Genomic DNA, 24,651 nt, shown 5'->3' on the forward strand with positions numbered 1-24,651 from the left:
CTATTTTTGCTGCGATTTTTAGAGATGGATAAATCATGTACCTAACCGCGGTGATAAATAGCTGCTTAAGTCTGAAATATCCTTTCTTTTTAAAACAAACACAAACACTTAAAGATTCTAATAGATGAACCTAAAAAAACTGATCCCTTTAATTGGGTTGGTATGCATTTGTTTGGGAGTTAATGCAGAAAAACTTCCATCAAAAACCAAAGTTAATCGAAGTATTGACTTTGTTAGTAAACACTTATGGAGAGGTAGTCATAGTGGTACAGCACCTACTATTGAGCCAACGCTGGAGATTCAAACCGGTCGTTTTACATTTGGTGCATGGGGAGCTTATGCAACTGATGATAGCTACCAGGAGGTTGACTTGTATGTTTCATATAACACTCCTCTTTTTCAATTTAGTGTTTACGATTTTTATTGTCCACGTCCTAATTTCGAAAAATCAAAATTCTTTGATTTCGATAGTGAAAACTCTGTTCATTTGTTCGATGCTACAGTAAAGTATAAGGGTTGTGCAAAATTTCCTGTATCTATAATGGGATCTGTTCTTTTCTATGGAGAGTTTGATAAGGATGAAAATGGAGATCAGAATTACTCTACTTATTTTGAGTTAGGGTATTCGAACTTTATTGGTGGCAAGAAATTCTCTTATGCATTAGGTTTTTCTCCATTTGAAGGAATGTATGATGATAAATTTAATGTGGTAAACATGAATGTTACCATGTATGATGAAATCAAATTGACTGATAAATTTTCATTGCCTATTCGTGGTGGATTAACCCTGAATCCAGCAACAGAAAAGTTATTTTTGACTTTCGCAGTTACATTGAAATAAAATCAGGTTTGATAATATTTGCAAGGCTTCCTTTTGGGGAAGCCTTTTTTGTTTTAGAATAATTGGTGATATTTAGAAATTGTAAACAGAATTTGAATGAAAGCATTAGATAAAGTACAGGAGTTTCACAATGCCTTCGGGGTTAATGTGGAAGAACAACCTAATATTCCAAGTCTTGAACGCTGCGAGTTACGACAAAATATCATTCAGGAAGAAGTTGATGAATTGAAAGCAGCTTGGGAATCGGGTAATATTGTTGAAGTTGCCGATGCATTGGCGGATATTCATTATGTAGTTATGGGAACGGTTTTGGAGTTTGGACTTCAGGACAAATACGCTGAGATTTTTTCAGAGGTTCACCGCAGTAACATGAGCAAGTTAGACGAGAATGGAAAACCTTTATACAGAGAAGATGGTAAGGTGATAAAATCGAATTTGTATACAAAACCCGATATCAAGAAAATTATAAACAAATGAACTTGAAAAAATATCACATAGATGCTTTTACAGATAAGCTATTTGGAGGGAATCCAGCATGCGTAGTTCCCTTGGAAGAATGGCTTTCAGACGATCTGTTATTGAATATTACAAAAGAAAACAATCTCGCAGAAACCGCCTTTTTTGTACTTGAAGCTGATCGTTTTCATATTCGTTGGTTTACTCCTGAATTAGAAATGGACTTGTGCGGACATGCAACTTTGGCTACAGCACATGTCATTCGTAAACATCTGAATTACCATGAGGATAAAATTCGATTTACATCAGCTAGTGGAGATTTAGAAGTAGCTTTCGAAGGCGATAGGTATGTTCTTGATTTTCCATCTAGAATGCCTGTACCAGCCTCTTTGCCATCTATTATTGAAGATAGTTTGAATATTAAACCACTAGAGGTATTTCAGGCTAGAGATTACGTATTACTGTATGAAAATGAAGATGATATTATCGCTTTGAAACCAGACGAGAATAAGTTAAAAGGTATCGATTTGGGGCATGGAGGAATTGTTTGTACCGCACTTGGACGAGAGGTTGATTTTGTTTCTCGATTTTTTACTCCAGGAGCAAGTATTTTCGAGGACCCGGTTACTGGATCGGCGCATTGTTCACTAATTCCGTTTTGGAGTGAGAAACTTGGTAAGAATGAATTATTGGCCAATCAATTGTCAGATAGAAAAGGTGTGCTGTACTGTTCAAATAGTGATGATCGAGTCAAAATAGCTGGTCATGCAGTAAGTTATAGTGTTGGAGAAATCTATTTAGATTAATTTAGAAATGTTAAATAAACTAAAATGACCTTAGAAAACTAATTTTAAGGTCGTTTCTGTTTATAATAATATGTAGATTTGATTATGATAGAATTCAAGACAGATCCGCAAACAGTTAATGATTTAAATTTATTACCGAAACATCATGGAGATATCTCCATTCTAAATTTATTCAATTCAACAAAAACAAAAGGTGGTTATAATGCTCTGATTCATTTAATGGAAACACCATCAAATGAAATTGATATTATCAATAATAGAGTTAAGACAATTAAATTTGTGGGCAAACTCAATGAACAAATTATCGCATGTTTAAATGACAATGTGCTCGATATTTTAGAGTATTATTTGAATCAAAATACGGTGCCCCTTCGCGATAATTTTATTGATGCATTGAGTGACAGAATAACTTATTTCTTTAGACCTAATAATGATTACTTTATTGTTTCCAGAGCATTGGAGTACATTGGGAAACAAATTTCAAATTTACATGTACTTGTTGAACAATCGGGAGCTGAACTACCTGAGTTTTTTGAGGAATTAAAGGCTGATATTCACGAGTTAAGAAAGGATGAAAACTTGAATGGATTGCTAAACCCTAAAAAAAAGAAAATTTCCTTTAGGCAGATGAATCGATTTGATTCTTTGATTAGAAAGAATTATATAGAATTGCTGCAAAGAATAATAAAGAGAACCTATTTGCTTGATGCTTATTTGTCTGTTTCTAATTTTTACACGAAGAGTAGTTTCCATTTTCCAGAAATGAAAAACTCTGATGTTCCGGAATTTAACGCAAAAGATATATTTCACCCTTTTGTAGAAGAGCCTGTTCCTTGTAGTTTCGAATTGGGAAGTAATAACAACCTTTGTTTTTTAACCGGAGCCAATATGGCAGGAAAATCTACATTTTTAAAAGCGGTTTCCTTATCAGTTTATTTGGCACACATTGGTTTTCCTGTTCCAGCTAAAAGTTGTAAGCTGTCTGTCTTCAATGGGTTGTTTACTACCATTAATTTGTCAGATGACATTCAATTGGGCTATAGTCATTATTATAGTGAGGTGAGGCGAATTAAGGAAACAGCCTTGAATTTGAAATCTCACAAAAAGTTATTTGTTATCTTCGATGAATTATTCAGAGGAACTAATGTAAAGGATGCTTACGATGCCAGCCTATTGATTACAAAAGGCTTTCTGAAATCGAAAGGATCCTTATTTATAATTTCGAGTCATATCTCCGAAGTGGGAGATCAATTATTGGAAGGAAGTTTAGCTGATTTAAAATATTTTGACTCTCGATTGGAAGGAGATATTCCTATTAATACCTATCAACTTGTAGAGGGAATATCAAGCGAACGTCATGGATTGGCAATTGTAAAGCGAGAAGGAATTGTAGAACTTTTAGAAGCGTAAGAATGGATTATATTGAAGAAGAAATTTTTGAAAACCAGGATTTTTTGACTGCAAATTTACCAAAGGCTGAATATGACAATTGCCGCTTTGTAAATTGCACATTTGCCAATTCTGATTTATCGAATGTTATTTTTTTTGAGTGTGAATTTGATTCCTGTGATTTGAGCAATGTTAAAGTGAATAATACTGCCTTTCGAGACGTTCAATTTAAATCATGTAAAATGTTAGGCATTGCATTTCAGGATTGCAACAAGCTATTGCTTTCTTTTGCTTTTACCGATTGTATGCTAAACCTTTCTTCATTTTATCAGCTAAAACTAAAAGCCATTCAATTTGTAAACTGTCAGTTACATGAAGTGGATTTTGCAGAAGCAGATCTAAACCAATCTTCATTTGCAAATTGCGATTTGGCAGGTGCTGTATTTGATTATACCAATTTGGAGAAAGCAGATTTAAGTTTGGCAAGCAATTATTCCATTCATCCCGAGTCGAATAAAATTAAGAAAGCTAAATTTTCAGTCCAAGGTCTGGCAGGATTGTTACAGCAATATGATATTGTAATAAAATAAACAAGAGGCTATCTCTTTTGAGACAGCCTCTTTCATTTAGCTTGAAATAATTTTATACTTCCGATGGATGTTCTTTTTTGAACTTATCCCAATATGTATTTAATGTTGATTTCATATCCTTGTGTAGCATTAGAATCCCGATAAGGTTAGGCAAAGCCATTAGAACGATGGTAATACCAGAGATTGTCCAAATGATTGTAGTATCAGCAAAGGATGCAATAAAAAATCCAATACAATAAATGATGCGATAAGGAAGCACACCTTTAACCCCAAATAAATAGGTAACCGAACGTCCTCCGTAATAGGCCCATGCAATTGCAGTTGAAAATGCAAACAAAAGCAGGCCAATGGAAACAATCCATTTTCCCCAATCGCCCAATAAGCTTCGAGTAAATGCCTCGGCAGTTAATGGTGCCGAATGTACCAGCGAGTTTCCTCTAAATGTTACACCATTTTCTGATGAATATTTTCCATTAGAAATTACCACTTTACCATTGTATAAATTGTTTTCAGAATCGTAAACTTTGACTTCTTCAGCTACAGAGCGAGCATTAATAATGCATAGCTCATTTTTGATTTCACCGTTTTCAACAATCAAATCACCTGTAAATACGGGTAAGTCTGAAGTTCCACCTAAATAGTGATATAGTTTTTCGCGATCTTCTTCATTCGTGTCATCGTATTGATCTGCCATTACCACCATGTCAGTTGACTGGAATTGATTAGGTAATTTCTCTGTCCATACACCTGACGATAGAATCACCAATCCGGTAAGGGTACAAATTACGATGGTATCGATAAATGGCTCAAGAATGGCCACCATCCCTTCCGAAACAGGTTCTTCGGTTCTTGCAGCAGCATGGGCAATTGGCGCTGATCCCTGGCCAGCTTCATTACTAAACAAACCACGGTTTACACCTTTGGTTAGTGCATAAGAAAATCCTGCACCCAAGAAACCACCAACAGCAGCTGTTCCCGTAAATACATTTGTAAATATTGATAGGAAAGAAGGAATAATGTTTTCGTAATTGTAAAAGATTACTGCCAGTGCACCTACAAAATAAATAATGGCCATTGTAGGAACCAGCTTTTCTGTAACCTTGGCAATACGTTTAATTCCACCTAAAATTACAAAAGCAAGTAATACTGAAAGAATTCCTCCAACCAACATCTTATTAAAGCCAAATGTTGCAAACATGGAGTTGGAAATGGAGTTAATTTGAGGTAAACTACCTGTACCAAATGATGAGAAAATGGTCATAGCAGCAAAGAAACCTGCTAACCAACGCATGTTCAGTTTGTTTTTCATGTAGTACATCGGTCCGCCTGAAATAAACCCTTTTTCATCTGTTTCGCGATATTTATGAGAGAGTGTTACCTCTACAAATTTAGTTGTCATTCCTAAGAAGGCTGTCACCAGCATCCAAAATAAAGCTGCCGGACCTCCTAAGTAAATTGCCAAAGCTACACCTGCAATATTTCCGGTTCCAACGGTTCCCGAAAGTGCAGTTGTTAATGCCTGGAAATGCGACGCATCACCTTTTTCGCCAGGTTTGTCATACTTTCCAGTAACAACTTTTAAGGCATGTTTAAAAAATCGAAATTGGGGAAACTTTAAATAGATGGTATAGAACAAGCCTGTTCCGATTAATAAAATTGGAAACCATTTGCTTCCTCCTAAAAATCCTTCAATTAAAGTTAGAAAATCATTAAGGTTATGCATAAATACAGGTTAAATTGGTAATGGGTTAATAGAATCTTTTTTAGAAAGCCATCTAAGATAAGAGTTTATTTTGAATTGCCATATTTATGAAATTGGAACGAATATATAGCAGATACATAAGTTAATCGTCCGTGATCATAATTTTGTCGAAAAGAAATTGAATTCAGCATCTAAATCCATAAATTTAATCTTTGATTTTTTTCCTTACATGAACCAACCGTCCTTTATGGACTTTTAACTATATCAAAACAACAAATAATGAAAAGATTAATTTACGTATTGATATTTTTTGTAGCGCTTAATGCCAGTGCTCAAAACAATATCGATTTTCAAAAGCCTCCAAAAGAGATTTTGGAATTGGCTGATGTGGAGAGAGCTCCATCGGTAATTTTGGATAACCAAAAAGAAAATATGATTCTATTGTATAGAAGTGCATACAAAACAATAGAGGAATTATCGCAGGAAGAAATGCGTTTGGGAGGATTAAGAATTGATCCTAAAACCAACATTGGTAGTAGAACCAGCTATAGTAATAATATTAAATTGAGAAAGCTAAAGTCTAAATCAGATGAAGCTATTCAGGTAAAAGGTTTGCCAAAAAATCCAAGGTTTAGCAATTTTATTTTTTCTCCTGATCAATCAAAATTGGCTTTTACAAATACAAGCAGCGAAGGTGTAGCAGTTTGGATTTTGGATGTTGCAACAGCATCGGCAGCACAAATAACAGAACCAAAGGTTAATGCCAATTTGAAAGATCCAATCAACTGGTTTAAAAATGGTGAAGCGGTTCTTGTAAAATTTGTTCCAGAAAATAAAAAGGAATTAATTAATGCCAAAAGTTCTGTTCCAACAGGTCCTACCATTTCTGAAAACGCAGGTAAAAAAGCGCAAAACAGAACGTATCAGGATTTGTTGAAAAACAAAAATGATGAGTACAATTTTGAGCAATTGGCACTTTCTGAATTGTACAAGGTTAAAATGGATGGAAGCATTGAAAAGTGGTTACCATCAGCAATGTACAAAGGTGTTAATTTTTCTCCTGATGGAAATTACGTTATGATTTCGGTGGTTGAAAAGCCTTTTTCTTACTTGGTTCCATATTACAGATTTCCTTCAAAAACCACAGTATATACTAAGGATGCAAAGAAAGTAGAAGATGTTTTGACAGTTCCTTTGATTGAAGATCTTCCTCAAGGATTTATGGCAGTTCGTAAAGGAAGAAGAAATGTTAGCTGGCGTTCAGATGTACCTTCATCTTTAATTTATGTGGAGGCATTGGATGAAGGTGATCCAGAGAATAAAGTGGATTATCGCGATGAAGTTTTTCAGCTAGAAGCTCCTTTCAAAGGCAATGGGAAAAGTATTTTGAAAACCATAAATCGTTTCGCAGGAATTGAATGGGGGAATGAAAACATTGCAATTGCGTATGATTATTGGTGGAATACCAGAAATACAAAAACTTATACATTTAATCCTTCTGACGCTTCAGTTGCTCCAACAAAAATTAGCGATAGAAATTACCAGGACAGGTATAGTGATCCGGGAAGCTTTGTGTCTGCCAGAAACCAATATGGTAAATATACATTAGCCTTGGATGGCGATAATGCTTTCCTTTTGGGAGACGGATATTCTAAAGAAGGACAATTCCCATTTTTGGACAAGTTCAACTTAAAGACTCAAAAAACACAAAGATTATATCAGTCAAAATACACCGATAAAGTTGAAGATTTAAGAAATTTTGATGTTAAGAAAAAGGAGCTTTTGGTTAGAATTGAATCTAACTCTGAATATCCTAATTACTTTTTCAGAAAACTAAAAGGAAATAAGTTAAAGCAGCTTACATCTTTTGACAATCCATTTAAGAGCATTGAAGGGGTTTATAAGGAAGTAATCAAATACAAAAGAGAAGATGGAGTAGAGCTTTCGGGTACTCTATATCTGCCAGTGGGATACGATATGGAGAAAAAAGAAAAAGTTCCAATGATTTTGTGGGCATACCCAACCGAATACAAGGATAAAGCAAGTGCAGGACAAACCACTGCAAATTCGAATGAATTTACCTACTTGTATTGGGCATCGCCACTTTTCTGGTTGACCAGAGGGTATGCTATTTTGGATGATGCAGCTTTCCCAATTGTTGGTGAAGGAGATGAAGAACCAAATGATACTTTCCGTACTCAGTTAGTTGCTAATGCAAAAGCGGCTATCGATGCTGTTGATGAAATGGGTTATATAGATAGAAACCGAGTAGCTTGTGGCGGTCATAGTTATGGTGCATTTATGGTTGCTAATTTGTTAACCCATTCAGATTTATTTGCAGCAGGTATTGCTCGCAGTGGAGCTTACAACAGAACGCTTACACCTTTTGGTTTCCAAAGCGAAGAAAGAAACTACTGGGAAGCACCTAATGTGTATTATACCATGTCTCCATTTATGCATGCCGAAAAAATGAACAACGCATTGTTGCTAATTCATGGTGAAGCAGATAACAATTCGGGAACTTATCCGATGCAAAGCGAGCGTTATTTTAATGCTTTAAAAGGATTAGGAGCCACAGTTCGTTTGGTGATGCTACCAAAAGAGAGTCACTCATATCGCTCTAAAGAGAATATTATGCACATGCTTTGGGAACAAGATCAATGGCTTGAAAAGCATGTTAAAAATCGTAAAAAAGAAATTGCTGAAAAGTAATTAATAAAAGATGCATTAGTAAAAGCTCACACAATTTAGTGTGGGCTTTTTTATTATCATTTAATAAGATTTATAATAAATACACTTCAAAAATTTTTAATATCATAAATAATAAATATATTTATTGCACATAATTCTAAAGGAGAGAAAGCTGAAAATCTTAAGAGTAGGCAAAACTTAAACTTTTAACACATGAAAAAAATATTTTTATTAATGACAATCTTGTCAGTTTCCTTGTTGACTTTTGGACAAGAAAAGGAAAGACTCAAAGAAGTTGGTCTTGTTTTTAGTGATCTTGATGAATTTGGTTTTGTATATAAAATTGGGCATGAAAAATCAATGTGGAGGTTCAATGTCATTTCACTAAACAATTCAAAAAGTGATGTAGAGCGAGAAGGAGAAATGGATAAAGAGTATAAAAATACGGGCTTTAATTTTAGTTTAGGGAAAGAGTATTACAGTCCATTATCTTCTAAATTTCAATTTAAGTATGGTTGGGATGTTTTTTATGGCTTTAGTAAGTATAAGGAAGAAGATGTTGTAAACAACTTATGGGCTAGTGGAAACAAGGTGGAAAATAAAAGTAAATACTATGGAGTGAAGCTTGTTTTAGGAGTGAATTACCCAATTAATGATCATATTGTCTTGGGAGCTGAAGTTACACCGGCATATAGTTGGGATAAGTCAAAAGGTGAGGTTAATGATAAAAAAGTTTACGAAAACAAAGGACATAGCTGGGGATTTTCAAATAATAATGCCAGAATATCACTTGCATATAGATTTTAAAAGCTGGTAATATTCTAACAGCTATATTAATTGTCTGATCGTTACGATACTTATAAATGGAATAGTTCTTTTAATGAACTGTTCCTTTCTTAATTATTTATCAATCGTTTATTAATAGTGAAACAAGACAATTTTAGTTGGGATTTTTATTAATACAGATAAAGAGGAAGCTGAAAATCTAAAGAGTAAGCAAGGATATTAACAATTAATTCATGAGATTAATTTTAACAGCAATTTGTATCGTAATTATTACTAGCATCACTTTTGCTCAGAAAAGAGATATTACTGGAGCAGAAAGAAATTTAGCGATTGATACTGGAAATAAAGCCATTGAGAAAATTCAAAATCAGGAGTATAAAGAAGCTTTTCCGTTAATAAAGCAGACCATCCAATTAGATTCTACAATTAGAAAACCTTACTTGTATCTATATACGATAGCATCAAAGTGTGAAGAATACAGAGATTCTTCATTGTTCATACTCAATAAAGCTATTTCATTGTTTCAAGAAGATGATGAGATTTGTTACTACATAGGAGAAATTTATAGAATGAAAGGTGAATTGAATAGAGCATTTGTAGAGTATAGTAAGGCAATTGACTACAGTAAAAAAAACGGTGAAGAATTGTATTTGGTTCCACATTACTATTTCAACAGAGCTAGCATTAGTCTTCAGAAAAAAAGATTGTCTTCTGCAGCCATCGATTATTCTTATGCAATAAAATTAAAGCCAGGATATACTGCTGCCTATGTAAACAGAGGCATTTGCTGGTTTCAAATGGGTAGAAAAGAAGATGCATGTACAGACTGGAAATCGGGTATGGACTTAGGTTCGGATTATGCCAAAGAGTGTTGGGAAAAGAATTGTGAAGAAAAGGAATAGAATTAATATACTGAACAGATAAAGGGAGAGTCATTATTATGGCTTCTCCCTTTCTTTTTTGCCTATCCATCACTTTTGTTAATTTTGCAAGAAATAAAATAAAGACAGAAAGATAGCGCGTGATATATCCGGAAAATTTTGAGACAAAACTTAGGTTCGATAAAGTAAGAGAACTGGTTAAGAAACAATGTTTAAGTTCCTTGGGAAGAGATTTGGTTGATGAGGTTCGATTTTCAAATTCATACAAGAATGTGAATAGAATGGTGAATGAAACCCACGAATTTAAAACCATTTGCTTAGAGGAGGAGAATTTCCCTTTGGGATACTTTATTGATGTTCGTGGCAGTTTAGAGAAAGTTCGAATTGAGGGAACTTATCTTGAACTGGAAGAACTGTACAATTTAAAGCGATCCTTGGAATCTATTTCTTCAATCTTACGATTCTTTCAAAAAAAGGAGGAGGATGAATATCCATACCTTATGAAATTGACAGGGAATGTGAAAATGTACCCTTATATTTTCGATAGGATTAATGGAATTATCACGAAAAATGGGAGGATAAAGGATAATGCATCTCCTGAATTGCAACATATCAGAAGCTCTTTAATTCAAAAGCAATCTACCATCTCAAAGCGAATGCAGTCTATGTTGCGTGCGGCTCAGAAAGAAGGTTGGGTTGATCAGGATGTAGCCCTTTCTGTGCGCGATGGACGTATCGTTATTCCAATTCCTTCGGCCTACAAAAGAAAGATAAAAGGGATTGTTCACGACGAATCGTCAACTGGTAAAACTTCTTATATCGAGCCATCGGAGATTGTTGAAACCAACAATGAAATTAGGGAGTTGGAGTATGCAGAACGTCGCGAAATCATTAGAATATTACAAGAGTTTACAGCGCAACTTCGCCCGTATATCGATGATATGTTTTTGGCCTATGAATTCATGGCTAAAATCGACTTTATTCGTGCTAAGGCCATGTTTGCCATTCAGGTTAAAGCTTTATTGCCTAAAATGGTTAAAACGCCAACATTGTTGTGGGAAAAGGCAACGCATCCATTGTTGTTTTTAACCTTACAAAACGAAGGGCGAAAAGTTGTTCCATTGAGCCTTCAGATATCTAATGAACAGAGAATTATTCTAATATCAGGACCAAATGCCGGTGGTAAATCGGTTTGTTTGCAAACAGTAGGCTTGTTGCAATACATGTTCCAGTGCGGATTTTTGGTGCCGATGGAAGAGGAGTCGAAGATTGGGATTTTCGATAAAATTTTCATTGATATAGGGGATGAGCAATCCATAGAGAATGATTTGAGTACCTATAGTTCACACTTGATGAACATGAAGCACTTCCTGCGTTACTCTGATACAGATACCTTGGTTTTGATTGATGAGTTTGGAACGGGAACTGAGCCTGCACTAGGGGGAGCCATTGCTGAATCGATTTTAGATAAGCTGAACAGGAAAAAAGTTTGTGGGGTAATTACAACTCACTATTCAGGATTGAAACACTTTGCATCGGAAGCAGAAGGAATAGAAAATGGTGCCATGCTATACGATTCGCACCAAATGCGACCATTGTTCCAATTGCAGGTTGGAAAACCTGGTTCTTCTTTTGCTTTTGAGATTGCAAGAAAAATTGGCTTGCCAGAGGAAATTCTAAAGGATGCAACTGAGAAGGTTGGTGAAGATCATATCAATTTCGACAAGCACTTGCGTGATATTGTTCGCGACAAGCGTTACTGGGAAAGCAAGCGTGATAAAATCCGTCGTAACGAGAAAAAGTTGAATCAATTGGTTGAGCAATACGATAAGGAGTTGAAAGATGCGAGTAAGCTTCGTAAAGATATTATCGAGAAAGCGCAGCAAGAGGCTAAGGATTTATTGCAGAGTGCGAATAAGACCATAGAAAAGACGATTCGCGAAATAAAAGAGAGTAAGGCCGAGAAGGAAAAAACCAAGAAGGCAAGAAAACAGTTCGAAGAAACGAAGGTACAGTTAACTCAAGCTGAATTAGAGGAAGAGGAGAGAATTAATCGCAAAATTCAGAAACTGAAAAATCGCGAAAAACGAAAAGGTCAAAAAGGACAAGCAACAGAATCGATAGAAAAAGGATCAGCTTCGAAACCAATTACCAAAGCCAAGAAACAATTCAATCCTGATGTGATTGAGAAAGGTGATATGGTGAAGTTGGATAATCAGAATACCGTTGGAGAAGTAATTGAGATTAACGACAAAACCGCGGTGGTTGCTTTCGGAAGTATTTTAACTTCGGTAAAAGCCAAGCGCCTGTCGAAAGTTTCCAAGTCGCAGCTGAAAAAGCAGGAGAAAACCTACAATCAAACTTCGGCTTTGGTTCAGGAACGCATATCCAAAAGAAAATTGAGTTTCCGTCAGGATATTGATGTAAGAGGAATGCGTGGCGATGAGGCTTTACAAATTATTATGGATCATGTGGATGAAGCCATTATGCTGGACATTAAGGAATTTAGAATTCTGCATGGAACAGGACATGGAATTCTGCGTCAATTGATTCGAGATTATTTGCAAACTGTTGATTTGGTTCGTCATTTTAGAGACGAGAGAATTCAAATGGGAGGATCGGGAATTACTGTGGTTACAATGGAGTAGGAGTGTGTTCTAAATTGGCCTTCTGAAAGCATTTAATTTTGAAAATATGAGTGTGAAACTCAGATTTGGCTGAAGTACAAGGAAAAATGTGCTTTAGAAATTCAGATCTTGATGTTGACAAGAAAAAAAGCAGTGAGAACATGGGTGGAACAAAACATTTGCTTGAAAAAGTGAGTGTGAAACTCAGATCTGGAGACTTTACAATGAAAAATGTATTCAGAAATTCGGAGAAGTGAAATTTTCAACAAAAATTGCTTTGCGATACTCAGATTTCTGAAAAAACACTTGTAAATCGTCTCAGAAACTCAGATTTCAGAAAAAAACAATGTAATTTCCTTTCAGAAAGTCAGCGAAGGGCTATTTTCAATATTAGAACCTTTCAGAAACTCAGATTTGGAAAAATACAAATTAAAAATGTTTTGAAAAATAAGTAAGTGCCATCTCCATTGAGGTGGCACTTACAGTTATATATTTTACGATCTATTTTAAGCCTTCATTAATGGCTTTCGCATAGGAGCTGGATTTGCCATAGGCCGCACACTTTTGAATGTCATCGTACAACCAAATAAATCCACCATCGATATTCTCTTTTTCGCTTGTAATTTTTTCACCAATCGTAGCTGGATTATCTCCATTTTGGCAGTTTTCACCATTTCGGCACCAAAGTCCATATGATACTTTTAGCTTTCCAAAGTACTGGTTCCATTCAGCAGGTTTATTTTTTGATCCACCAGCATAACATTGCAGGTAAACACGGTCGATGGTTCCAGGTTTTTTGGCTTCAACTTGTTCGTAAACCGATTTCCAATATTCAGTTTCGTTGTATGGGCACAAGCCAACTTTTAATCCCATATCAGCCAACATTAATGTAAACTCAACGGTTGAAGCAACATCAAAAGTAACTTCATCATCGTAGTTAATCGCTGTAGCACCAGTTATATCTTGTAATTTCTGTATGGCCTTATATAGTTTTGTGTCTGGTCCGGTACCATCTTTGGCTATTAAATCTTTAATCACTTGCCACGATTTGGCTCCCCAGGCACCAATTCCCAATTCAACTCTATCAACCGACGTTGGAGCTGTAGTCAACTGTTCCAATCTCGATTTCCATTCAGGATCTCCTATAAATTCACCATCCGAATTAATAATGGGAGTATCGTTGTAATTCATGCTTCCATCTTCTTTGATGTGGATGGTCCATAAAATTACGGTGGAGAAACCTGATGATTTTAAATCGTTGATTACTTCCATACCACCTGTATAAAATGGTCCTCCACCAAAAATAGCTGAATATTTCCCTGTAGGTGCAGTTGGTACTTCTTCTTTTTTTACATCAGTATTGCTATCTGATTTGTCGCAAGAATTACATGAGGCAAGACCTATTAAAATTAGAATGTAGAATAACTTTTTTAGAATTGTCATTTGAAATGTATTTAATGATTGATGCTCAAAACTAAAGTTAAGGAGTTAATGGAAGAGTTAATTCTTACTTAATCCCTAATAATTACCATTAATGTATAAAAAATGCCACCCCTAACGAGATGGCATAACTATTTAGGTATGATAATATTTTAATAAATCACCATACTTACCAGAACATATAGGTAGTGGGCAAAGGTACCCGCTAAAATACCTCCTATGGTATGAGAAAGTAAGGCTTTAGAAGTTAATTCACGATAATTTAAGGTATCCAACATTGCTGTGTGCGTACTTAAATAACCACTCCAACACATACCCATTGCAGTAAATACAGCTACTACGTTACCATCAATAATTCCTTTTGCCAAGAATGCTTTTACCAATGATAAAGCAGCACCAACAGCACCTAAGGATGTAACTGGGAAGGCAATCAACTCAGGAAATTTAAATCCGAATAAGCCTTCGAATAACCACCAAACATATCCAGCCAATTTAGGCAGTAATGGTACACCTTCGTATGCTAATCCTTGGTATCCCATTGTTGGATCTTTAGGTCCGAATGTTAGCATCATTACCATGGTTGAAATGATCAAAACTCCAGGAATAATTGCCAAACCAAGATCAACACCTGATTTACCACCATCCAAAATCGAGTTCAGGAATCTTAAGAAAACACTACCTTCCGATTTAAAGCTGATTTTCTCGGTTGCACCTTCAAAATCATTGTCGGTACGCACAGGAATTTTTCCTCTGATTAATCTTTGCATTAACCTGGTTGAAACAACAGCTCCAAATAGAGCTCCAACTAAACCAATTAATGCTGGAATAAACATGTTTTCATCGTTACCAGGAATTTTAAGAGTTGACATGAAGGTAATCACGATCAAACCCATACCGAAAGCTGTACCAAAGTTGGTTAATGATACCAACTGGTAGTTTTTGAAATACTTGCTGAAGTTTTTGTCGTTTGCCAAGCTGATGATAGCTGGGTTATCCGATAAAAAGGTAAGAACTCCTGCCAATGCTCCAACTCCAGGTAAATTGAATAATGGTTTCATCAAAGGAGCAAGCATTTTCTCCAATAATCTTACTACACCAAATTCGATTAATAGTTTTCCTAAAGCGCCGGAAAGCACTGTAATTCCCATAATGTAGAATACAGTATTCATTAGCAAATCCCATGCTGTTTGCATGATTGTATTCAGCATATTGGAAACACCCATTGTATGGCCAATGTATCCAAAAATTCCGAAAAATGTCAGAAGAAACATTACGGCCTCATACCTTCGTTTCTTTAAAAAATCTGTCTCTTTGATAGATTTAATTGCGTTCATAGTTTAGGTTGTATGTTTGAGTTTGTTATTTGCTGCAAATGTATATTATTAAGACAGTTTTTTTATATGATCTTTATCAGGTTTTTAGGAGCTTTAATATGTTGCAAAATCATGCTGATTTTAGTTATATTTTAAGTTGATAGAACAGTTCAAATTAAGGCTTGTTGATAAATTCTTCTTTATTCTTCAACTGATTTGTACTAGCTTTGTCATCCCAATTAAAATTACGGCATGTCAGCAGCATCAAACGCATTAAAAAAATATTTCGGATACGATAAATTTCGTCCATTGCAAGAGAAGGTAATCAATTCTGTTTTGCAAGGGAACGATGCTTTGGTGATTATGCCAACAGGGGGTGGAAAGTCAATTTGCTATCAGATTCCTGCCATTATCATGGAGGGAGTCACCATTGTGGTTTCACCTCTGATTGCTTTAATGAAAGATCAGGTTGAAGGATTACGTTCAAATGGTGTTTCTGCAGATTATCTGAATAGTTCGCAAACTACTAATCAGCAGGCAGAAATCATAGAAAATTTAGTAGCAGGGAAAATAAAATTGCTTTATGTATCTCCGGAAAAACTGGTGAGCCAGGATTTCTATTATTTGATGTTACAGCTTAAAGTAAATTTGTTTGCTGTTGATGAGGCTCACTGTATTTCGGTTTGGGGACATGATTTTCGTCCCGAGTATACAAAAATGGCCTATCTGAAAAAACAATTTCCCCATGTGCCCATTGTTGCTCTTACAGCTACAGCAGATAACTTGACGCAGAAGGATATTGTTTCGCAATTGAACCTATCAGATCCTGAACGATTTATTTCCTCTTTTGACAGACCAAATTTGAGTTTAACAGTTGCTCCAGGGCGAGATAAGTTCAAATCTATATTGGGGTTTCTTCGTCAGCGGCCACATCAATCAGGTATTGTTTATTGCCTAAGCAGGAAAGCTACGGAAGGCTTGGCCGAAAAATTGCGAAATGCAGGCGTAAATGCAGCTTATTATCATGCAGGGCTGTCAGCAGATGAGCGTGCCAAACGACAGGAGGATTTTATTAATGATGAAGTGCCTATTATTTGTGCGACCATAGCATTTGGGATGGGAATCGATAAATCAAATGTTCGTTGGGTAATTCATTATAATTTGCCTCGAAATATAGAGTCCTACTATCAGGAAATTGGTCGTGCTGGACGTGATGGATTAAAAGCAGATACACTTCTATTCTATAGCTTTTCGGATGTAATTGTGCATCGTAAGTTTATAGATGAATCGAAGCTTAAAGAGGTTTCGCATGCCAAATTGGAACGTATTCAGCAGTTTTGCGATGCTCAAATCTGTCGACGAAAAATTCTGTTGAGTTATTTTGGAGAGCACTTGGAAGAGGACTGTGGCAATTGCGATGTTTGTAAAAATCCACCTCAATTGTTTGATGGAACCATAATTGCGCAAAAGGCCTTTTCAGCAGTAGTTCGTTTAAAAGAGCAAGTTGCAGCAGGCACTTTAATTGATGTTTTGAGAGGTTCTTCACGTCAGGATATTATTAGCAAAGGATATAATCAGATCAAAACCTATGGAGCAGGAAAAGACATTGCACATCAGGATTGGCAGCAATATCTACTACAACTATTAAATCTTGGATATATAACTGTTGCTTATGATCGTGGCAATGCTTTGCGATTAACAGAGCAAGCGAAAGAAGTACTTTTTGGAGAGAGAGTGGTGAAATTGGTTCATTTGGCTTCAATGAAATCGGAACCTATGATTAAACCAATTGAGAAAAAGACAAGCAAGCAGATTGATCGGGAAGGTTTATTTGAGGCTCTTCGTAAACTGCGATTACAAATTTCTAGGGATGAGAATATTCCGCCATATTTGATTTTCTCGGATGCCACATTGCACGAAATGACTCAGGATAAGCCAACCAGCGAATTCGAGATGAAATTGATTTCGGGAGTTGGAGTTCGTAAATATCAGCTTTATGGAGAGTTGTTTATTAATGAAATTTTAAATTTTCAGCAGACCAAGAATCGTGAAGCCAAAAAAAGCGGAGAATCATTTTACAAAACCTACGAATATTACAAGCAAGGTTTTTCGGTGGATGAAATTGCAAGTATCCGAAAAGTAAATCCGGTTACGATATACTCTCATTTGGCCTCTTTGTATGAAAAGGGAGCTGATATCGATTTGTATGAATTCTTCAGTTCACGTGAATTGGAACAAATTGAAAATGCATTTCGTTCACTAAATTATACCGAAAATATCAAGGAATTGTACATGTATATGGGCGAGGAAATAGAGTATTACAAAATACGATTGGCCATTTCATATCTCAAAGTAACTTCTTCATAATCTTGTGTTATTAGAAAATAATTATTGATCATTGAAATGTTTTTGTTAAATTTAGGGTTCAGTCTAATTAACCTGTACCTTTAAATTTTAACTAAACATGAAAACAAGATCAATTTTAAGCATTGCTATAATGGCTATGTTTATGTCGGCATGCAACCAGAAAGTTAATTTGCCAGATCCTCCGGTTGCTCAAAAAATCCCTAAAGAACTAAAAATTCACGACCATACCAGAATCGATAATTATTACTGGTTAAACCAGCGTGAAGATTCGGCAGTTATCAATTACTTGACTGCGGAAAACAATTATACTGATGCAGTGATGAAACATACGGAAGAGTTTCAAACGAAACTTTTCGATGAAATGGTAGCTCGCATTAAAAAGACGGATGAATCAGTTCCTGCAAAATCAAACGGATATTACTACTATAGCAGAACCGAAGGTGATGCAGAGTATCCTTTGTATTGCAGAAAGGAAGGAGAATTAGATACTGAGGAGCAAATCATGTTAAATGTACCAGAAATGGCTAAAGGATATAGCTATTATAGTATTGGTAGTTATTCGGTAAGCGAGGATAATAAAATTTTAGCCTATTCAGAAGATACTTTAAGCCGAAGAAAATACACAATAAAGTTTAAGAGCTTGGTGGATGATAAAGTTTATAACGATGAAATTGCAAATACAACAGGTGGAATCACCTGGGCTAGCGATAATAAAACCGTTTTTTATACGGTTAAACACCCTGAAACACTCTTGCCATATAAAGTTTACAAACATGTATTGGGAACTTCGTCGAAGAAAGATGAATTGGTTTATGAAGAGAAGGATAATACTTTCTATACTTTTTGCTATAAAACCAAATCAAGAAAATATATCATGATTGGAGTAAGTAGTACCGTCTCTTCAGAATACAGATATATTGATGCAAGTAAACCAAATAGTGAATTTAAGGTAATTCAGCCTCGAGAAAGAGATTTGGAATATGGAATTGCTCATTATAAAGATCATTTTTATATCAGAACGAATTACCAGGCGAAGAATTTCCGTATGATGAAAACTCCTGTAAATAAAACAACAAAGGAGAATTGGATTGAAATGATTCCAAATAGAGATGATGTTTTCCTAAGTAACTTTGAAATTTTCCAAAACTACCTTGTGGTTGGTGAACGTAAGAATGGATTAAACCAATTGCGTATACATAATTGGGAAACCGGTGAGGAACACTATCTTGATTTTGGTGAGGAAACCTACAATGCTTGGATTTCTGCTAATCCGGAATTTGAATCAGATGTATTGCGTTATGGATATACCTCACTAACTACGCCTAGTTCCACCATAGATTACAATATGGGAACTAAAGAGAAAACAATTATGAAACAACAAGAGGTTCTTGGAGGTTTTAATAAAGATAACTATGAAGCAAAACGCTTATGGGCAACCGCAGAAGATGGAACAAAGGTGCCAATTTCTTTGGTGTATCGAAAAGACAAGTTTCAAAAAGGGAAGAATCCACTTTGGTTGTCCGCTTATGGTTCCTATGGATCAAGTTCGGATGTTTACTTCAGTTCGGTTCGCTTAAGTCTGCTGGACAGAGGTTTTGTGGTTGCAACGGCTCATGTTCGTGGCGGTCAAGAAATGGGACGATACTGGTATGAAGATGGTAAGCTATTGAAAAAGAAAAATACATTTACCGATTTTAATTCTTGTGCAGAGCATATGGTTGCAGAAGGATATGCAGCAAAAGATAAAGTATTTGCCTGGGGAGGAAGTGCTGGAGGTTTGCTGATGGGTGCAATTGTGAATATGAAACCAGAATTGTATAGAGGCGTAATAGCTGCTGTTCCATTTGTTGATGTAGTAACTACCATGTTGGATGAATCTATTCCTCTAACTACAGGAGAATTCGATGAATGGGGAAATCCTAAGAATAAAGAATATTACGATTACATGCTATCCTATTCGCCTTACGATAATGTAAAGGCACAAAAATATCCTGCTTTGTTGGTAACAACCGGCTTGCATGATTCGCAAGTGCAGTATTGGGAACCAGCCAAATGGGTAGCTAAACTTCGAGATATGAAAACTGATGATAATCTATTGTTGCTAAAAACCAATATGGACTTCGGACATGGAGGAGCGTCGGGTAGATTTGAAAGATTAAAAGAAGTAGCTCTAGAATACGCTTTTGTTTTAGATCAGATAGGAATTAATGAATAAAAAAAACAAGAATGTTAATGAAAGGCGCTCGTTTCGGGCGCTTTTTTTGTATATTTAAAATTCGATTCTGACTATAAAAAAACAATTACGCTTATGATTCGAACCTTAATTATTGATGATGAGATGAAGAGTCAGGCAACTCTTCATAAATTGCTTGAAAAATATTGCACTGGGATTGAAATTGTTGGGTTTGCACATAATGTAAAATCAGGAGTTGAATCAATAGATGAATTGAATCCAGATTTGGTTTTTTTGGATATCTCTATGCCCGATGGGGATGGATTTGAAGTGTTACAAAAGGTCAAAAGTCGTGATTTCGAAGTAGTATTCACAACCGCTTTTAATGATTATGCAATAAAAGCTTTTCAATTTTCGGCTTTACACTATCTATTAAAACCAATTAATTACATAGAATTACAAGCTGCGGTTGAACGCTATAAGGAAAATCATAAAGATTTGGATTTGAATGAAAAGATTCAGGTATTGTTTGATAGTTTGAATAATCAGAATAAAAAGATTGTATTGCCAACTTCTAATGGCTTAAAAGTAGTTGAGATCGAAAAAATTGTTTATTGCAGAGCCGATGGTAGTTATACTCATTTTTATTTTTTAGATGAGGAATCGATTATGGTTTCAAAAGCATTATCTAATTTCGAAGAATTACTTCCTTCAGATATTTTTTGTAGAGTACACAACAAGCATTTAATCAACTTAAATTTTGTTGACCATTACGTAAAAGGAAGAGGAGGAAAAGTGGTGCTCGAAAATAAAGAGGAAATTGAGATATCGGAAGGCAGAAAAGCTGAGTTCCTAAAAAGATTAAAGAATATAGCAGATTTTTTACCTGATTCTAAAAAATAGAGATACGCATTCACAAACTCAAATTACGTATTCGGAAATTCGTATGACGTAGTGGCGAATTATACATTGAAAAGGCTTTTTTTCTTCTGTATTTTCACTGTGAAATTGAAGAACCACTACTATGATTGAACAGCTAAAATCTGAAATTCTAAAAAAATTTGGTGAAGATTTGGTTTATACCAAAGATTGCAAATTTTTAGCAGATACAATTTGTGAAGAAACAGGTAGCAGAATCAGTACTACTACAATTAGAAGATTATTCGGTTTTTTAAAAAGCACTACTACACCTGCAAAGTACACACTAAATATTTTATCTAGTTATCTAGGTTACCAAAGTTGGGAGCATTTCTGTAACTTTTGGGAATATCAACCTAAAGAAGAAGTTGCACCAAAAGAAAACTGGTCCGATTTTTATAACAAAGCAATTTCTTTTAGCAAGGATACATACAAATACATCTCTGGTCAATCGGGAATTCCTTTTAAAGCGGTAACTCCGAGAAAAGAAGCAGAGCAGAGAATAGAAAAGTTTTTGAAATCAGCCAATAGTGCCTTGGCATTTATCGCTCCAGGTGGGTTCGGAAAGTCAACCATGATTGCCAAGTGGTTTGAAAGAAAATGGCTTAATAAGAAAAACGATGATGTAATCCTGTTTTTGAATGCATCCATGATGATCAGCTTTTTGAATGCAGATTTTAAACTGGAAGATTGGTTGCAGGATCAGCTTAAGTTTACCCAGAAGGATTCTCTAAAATATTTTCTTGAACATCCGGAAGCTTGCGAGAGTAGAATTATTTTTGTGATTGACGCATTGGATGAAATTACGTATGATAATTTCAAGTTGGAGAGGGTATTCTTGCAGCTCAAGCAGTTTATTTTAAATTTTAAGGATTCTGGTAAAGTTAAGCTGATTTTGACATCAAGAAATACAACATGGCAAAAATTTGCAATGCCATTTGTTTTTCAATCAAACGCTTTAAAGGATTGCTGGTATGATTTAAATGATGAATCGGAAAAAATAAATGAGGCAAACATACCACCTTTAAGTCATAAAGAGATACAAAGAGTTTTTGAAAAGACTTTAAATCTTCAATATGCACCGAATGTTAGCGTTGATGATTTAACATACCTACAAAAAAAGGTGATTTCTAATCCATTTTTTCTTGAATTGTTTATCAAACTATTTTCACCCAACAACATTCATAAACTAAATAAAGGATATGAATTGATGCGTGAGTACATCAAAAATAAGGTTTATTACTCTCGCTATTCGGAAGAAAAAATTGATATTTTGTTTTCTATTCTTGATTTAATAAATCATGGTAAGGAAGGAACTTCAGCAAAAAAACTAGAACTTAGAGAAAGATATCCAATTCATTTAAAAACAGCAGGAGATTACTATGCTGCCTATCAGGAACTATTATCTTTTGGAATTATCACAGAATACATCTCTACCAATAAAAAGAACAACTATTGCAAATATGTAAAGATTACCAATGAGGTGCTATTTGAAACATTAATTGGCATAAGTCTTATTGAGAAGAATGGAGAATTGAACTTTGAACTTATTAAAAAAGTTGATAAAGATTATCATGGTTACGAGTTGAAAAACAGATTGATTTCTTATTTGTTGGAATCCGCATTTTTGAGTGGTAAACATATGGAATTAAAAAATCTGTTTGAGCTAAGTGATGATACCATTTCTGCTCCATGTGTATTAGAAACCATCTTTAACTCTTCAATTTATACGGAGAAATACAAGTACGAATTAATTCAACATTTAGCTGAAAATAAGAAGTCAGAGAAAATATTTTCCAAAGCATTTTCTGATACTTTAAATATTAAAGATCAATCGAAGGAAGTTTTGGAAATTTTTGCAAAAAATGGTGCTACAAAAAATTTAAGAATTAGATCTCTGAGTTTGTTGTTGATGTCTGCAATATTTAGTTATGAATCAGATAAAGCAACGGCTTATTACAATGAATTGGCACAGGAAGAAGCAGATACAAGCTGTTCAGGTTTTACAATTGCAATACGATTAGCAGCAGTTTTAATGTACAACCATTTTATCGGTAATAAAACCGATGACATTGAGCTTCTAAAGTTATTCTACTATAGAGAAATGGCTTATTTAAAATATGCAGAAGTAAATAGTGCAATTGACGGAGAGTTTGAATTAATTCTGTGTATGGCATTAACATATATGGAATCATACCATAAGGTTTTGCAGTTGGTTGATGATGCAGAACATTTGTATAAAAATGAAGGAGATAAAACTTGGTCTTCGAATTATAAGCTGTTACAATGTTATAAGATTTTTGCACAGTATTCATTGGGAATGACTATGAACAAAGAACAAATTGACTATTTGTTAGACAGTAAAAGTGAAGTTAACTCATCTCAAAATTACTACCTTCAAATATATTATAATTCATTTTTGAGTACCTGTTATCGGGAAAAGAACAAAGTTCAAAAAGTTGAGGAATTTTTTAACAAGGCAATTGAGTTAAGCGAATTTGCAAAATTTCATTCATGTACAGCAAGTCTTTACAGAAAAATGGCACGTTTTTACAATGGCATAACTGAAAAGACCAAAGAACAAATTTGTATCTCAGAAGAAACACGTTTATTAAAAAAATATGCTTCTAGCTATACCTTTGAAGCATTATTAGTATAATACTTTTCACAAATTCACTTTGATTTTAAAGCTGTTTGTTTAGGCAAACAGCTTTATTTTGTTTATTATATTTCAATTCCGCTTCAAAATTATAACTTTACGATTATTGTGATTTAGGAAAGGTTACCTAATGAATAAATGGGAACTACTTTTAAATCAGGAATAATAAGTACATGAATAAAACGTTGAAAACATGAATTAGTTTTAACGTATTCTTAAATGATCCACGAATATGAATTTTTCTCGATATAATCTGCAGTTTATAAATAAATTGTGTGCTGTCATTTTTCTGGTTTTCTTTCATTTTTCTATTTCTGCACAAGAGAAATATTCAGTAACCGGAAAGGTGAAAATTGAAAATGGGAGTATTGATAATACATTTTTGACAATTTATAAAAATGCAAATAAATTAGAGGCTAAATCCATTCCCAACAATGGTAAATTCAATTATGAAATGGATTTTGGACATGATTATATGTTCGAATTCTCGAAGGAAGGTTTTGTAACCAAGAGAGTTAGTATTTCAACATTTGTTCCCGAAGACGTATTGAGCAGAGATAGTCAGTTTCCTCCATTTAAATTTTCGGTATCACTCTTTCCTGCATACGAAGGTCTTGATTTGTCTATATTTAATCAACCCATGGGAATGATCATGTATGACAAAGAATTGGATGATTTCGATTATGATAGGGATTACGATTCTCAGATCCGTGATGCAATACGAAAAGCTGAGGAGGAAGCAAGAAGACGAGCTGCAGAATTGGAAGCACAGCGTTTGGCAAAAGAAAAAGCATATAAGGCAGCCATTCAAAAGGGTGATATTAATTTTAGGGGAAAGAAATATGAAGAAGCCAAAATGGCTTACAATGAAGCTTTAGCTGTTAAGGCACAAGAACAATATCCAAAGTCACAGATTACAAAGATTGATGATTTGTTGGCAGAACAGCAAAGACAAGCTGATGAAGCAGCGCGCCTGGCAGCAGAGAAGAAAGCTCTGGATGAGAAATATGCA

17 protein-coding genes are annotated in these 24,651 nt (G+C 34.9%); 14 read left to right on the plus strand and 3 right to left on the minus strand.

Going from position 1 to position 24,651, the window contains the following annotated elements:
* The first annotated feature begins 124 nt into the window (after positions 1 to 124).
* The 5 genes from M0051_RS03530 (at position 125) to M0051_RS03550 (ending at position 4,082) form a co-directional block, all read left to right on the plus strand.
* A complete protein-coding gene (locus tag M0051_RS03530) occupies positions 125 to 841 on the plus strand; it encodes a hypothetical protein (RefSeq protein WP_306740159.1) in 717 nt (238 codons plus the stop codon).
* 96 nt (positions 842 to 937) lie between these two features.
* Positions 938 to 1,318 carry a nucleoside triphosphate pyrophosphohydrolase family protein gene (locus tag M0051_RS03535; RefSeq protein ID WP_306740160.1) on the plus strand — a complete coding sequence of 127 codons (381 nt, stop codon included), beginning with the start codon at positions 938 to 940 and terminating at the stop codon, positions 1,316 to 1,318.
* Positions 1,315 to 2,103: a PhzF family phenazine biosynthesis protein gene (locus tag M0051_RS03540; protein WP_306740162.1), complete on the plus strand. Its 789-nt coding sequence runs from the start codon at positions 1,315 to 1,317 to the stop codon at positions 2,101 to 2,103. Before M0051_RS03535 ends, M0051_RS03540 begins: the two co-directional genes overlap by 4 nt.
* 84 nt (positions 2,104 to 2,187) lie before the next feature.
* A complete protein-coding gene (locus M0051_RS03545; RefSeq protein WP_306740163.1) occupies positions 2,188 to 3,513 on the plus strand; it encodes a hypothetical protein in 1,326 nt (441 codons plus the stop codon).
* Positions 3,514 to 3,515: 2 nt separating this feature from the next.
* Positions 3,516 to 4,082 (plus strand): pentapeptide repeat-containing protein, encoded by a 567-nt coding sequence (locus M0051_RS03550; RefSeq protein ID WP_306740164.1) that lies wholly within the window; start codon positions 3,516 to 3,518, stop codon positions 4,080 to 4,082.
* 52 nt (positions 4,083 to 4,134) lie between these two features.
* Here the strand turns inward: M0051_RS03550 and M0051_RS03555 are convergent, their stop codons facing one another.
* On the minus strand, positions 4,135 to 5,805 hold the full coding sequence (locus M0051_RS03555; RefSeq protein WP_306740165.1) for a sodium:alanine symporter family protein: 1,671 nt from the start codon (positions 5,803 to 5,805) through the stop codon (positions 4,135 to 4,137).
* Positions 5,806 to 6,063: 258 nt separating this feature from the next.
* On the opposite strand from M0051_RS03555, the gene M0051_RS03560 reads away from it, so the two are divergent.
* From M0051_RS03560 to M0051_RS03575, 4 genes are all read left to right on the plus strand, one after another.
* Positions 6,064 to 8,496 carry a S9 family peptidase gene (locus M0051_RS03560; protein ID WP_306740166.1) on the plus strand — a complete coding sequence of 811 codons (2,433 nt, stop codon included), beginning with the start codon at positions 6,064 to 6,066 and terminating at the stop codon, positions 8,494 to 8,496.
* Positions 8,497 to 8,688: 192 nt separating this feature from the next.
* Entirely contained in the window at positions 8,689 to 9,282 is a 594-nt protein-coding gene (locus tag M0051_RS03565; RefSeq protein ID WP_306740167.1) for a hypothetical protein, read from the plus strand.
* A 212-nt stretch (positions 9,283 to 9,494) separates the two neighbouring features.
* The gene (locus M0051_RS03570; protein WP_306740169.1) at positions 9,495 to 10,163 is read left to right on the plus strand and encodes a tetratricopeptide repeat protein; all 669 of its coding nucleotides are present in this window, start codon (positions 9,495 to 9,497) and stop codon (positions 10,161 to 10,163) included.
* 119 nt (positions 10,164 to 10,282) lie between these two features.
* Positions 10,283 to 12,790 (plus strand): endonuclease MutS2, encoded by a 2,508-nt coding sequence (locus tag M0051_RS03575; RefSeq protein WP_306740170.1) that lies wholly within the window; start codon positions 10,283 to 10,285, stop codon positions 12,788 to 12,790.
* A 480-nt stretch (positions 12,791 to 13,270) separates the two neighbouring features.
* On the opposite strand, the gene M0051_RS03580 is transcribed toward M0051_RS03575, so the two are convergent.
* Positions 13,271 to 14,212 (minus strand): hypothetical protein, encoded by a 942-nt coding sequence (locus M0051_RS03580; protein WP_306740171.1) that lies wholly within the window; start codon positions 14,210 to 14,212, stop codon positions 13,271 to 13,273.
* Positions 14,213 to 14,361: 149 nt separating this feature from the next.
* Positions 14,362 to 15,543, minus strand: a complete 1,182-nt coding sequence (locus tag M0051_RS03585; protein WP_306740172.1) for a hypothetical protein — start codon at positions 15,541 to 15,543, stop codon at positions 14,362 to 14,364.
* A 231-nt stretch (positions 15,544 to 15,774) separates the two neighbouring features.
* Between M0051_RS03585 and recQ the strand changes: the two genes are divergently transcribed.
* The 5 genes from recQ to M0051_RS03610 form a co-directional block, all read left to right on the plus strand.
* Positions 15,775 to 17,889, plus strand: a complete 2,115-nt coding sequence (recQ, locus tag M0051_RS03590) for a DNA helicase RecQ (protein ID WP_306740173.1) — start codon at positions 15,775 to 15,777, stop codon at positions 17,887 to 17,889.
* A gap of 97 nt (positions 17,890 to 17,986) precedes the next feature.
* Positions 17,987 to 20,104: a S9 family peptidase gene (locus M0051_RS03595; RefSeq protein WP_306740174.1), complete on the plus strand. Its 2,118-nt coding sequence runs from the start codon at positions 17,987 to 17,989 to the stop codon at positions 20,102 to 20,104.
* Positions 20,105 to 20,197: 93 nt separating this feature from the next.
* A complete protein-coding gene (locus M0051_RS03600; protein WP_306740175.1) occupies positions 20,198 to 20,965 on the plus strand; it encodes a LytTR family DNA-binding domain-containing protein in 768 nt (255 codons plus the stop codon).
* A 121-nt stretch (positions 20,966 to 21,086) separates the two neighbouring features.
* Positions 21,087 to 23,639: an NACHT domain-containing NTPase gene (locus M0051_RS03605; protein ID WP_306740176.1), complete on the plus strand. Its 2,553-nt coding sequence runs from the start codon at positions 21,087 to 21,089 to the stop codon at positions 23,637 to 23,639.
* 232 nt (positions 23,640 to 23,871) lie between these two features.
* Positions 23,872 to 24,651, plus strand: a 780-nt coding sequence (locus M0051_RS03610; protein ID WP_306740177.1) for a hypothetical protein, incomplete at its 3' end; no start/stop codon positions are given.

This window comes from Marinifilum sp. D714 (assembly GCF_030851345.1).
Lineage (GTDB): Bacteria > Bacteroidota > Bacteroidia > Bacteroidales > Marinifilaceae > Marinifilum.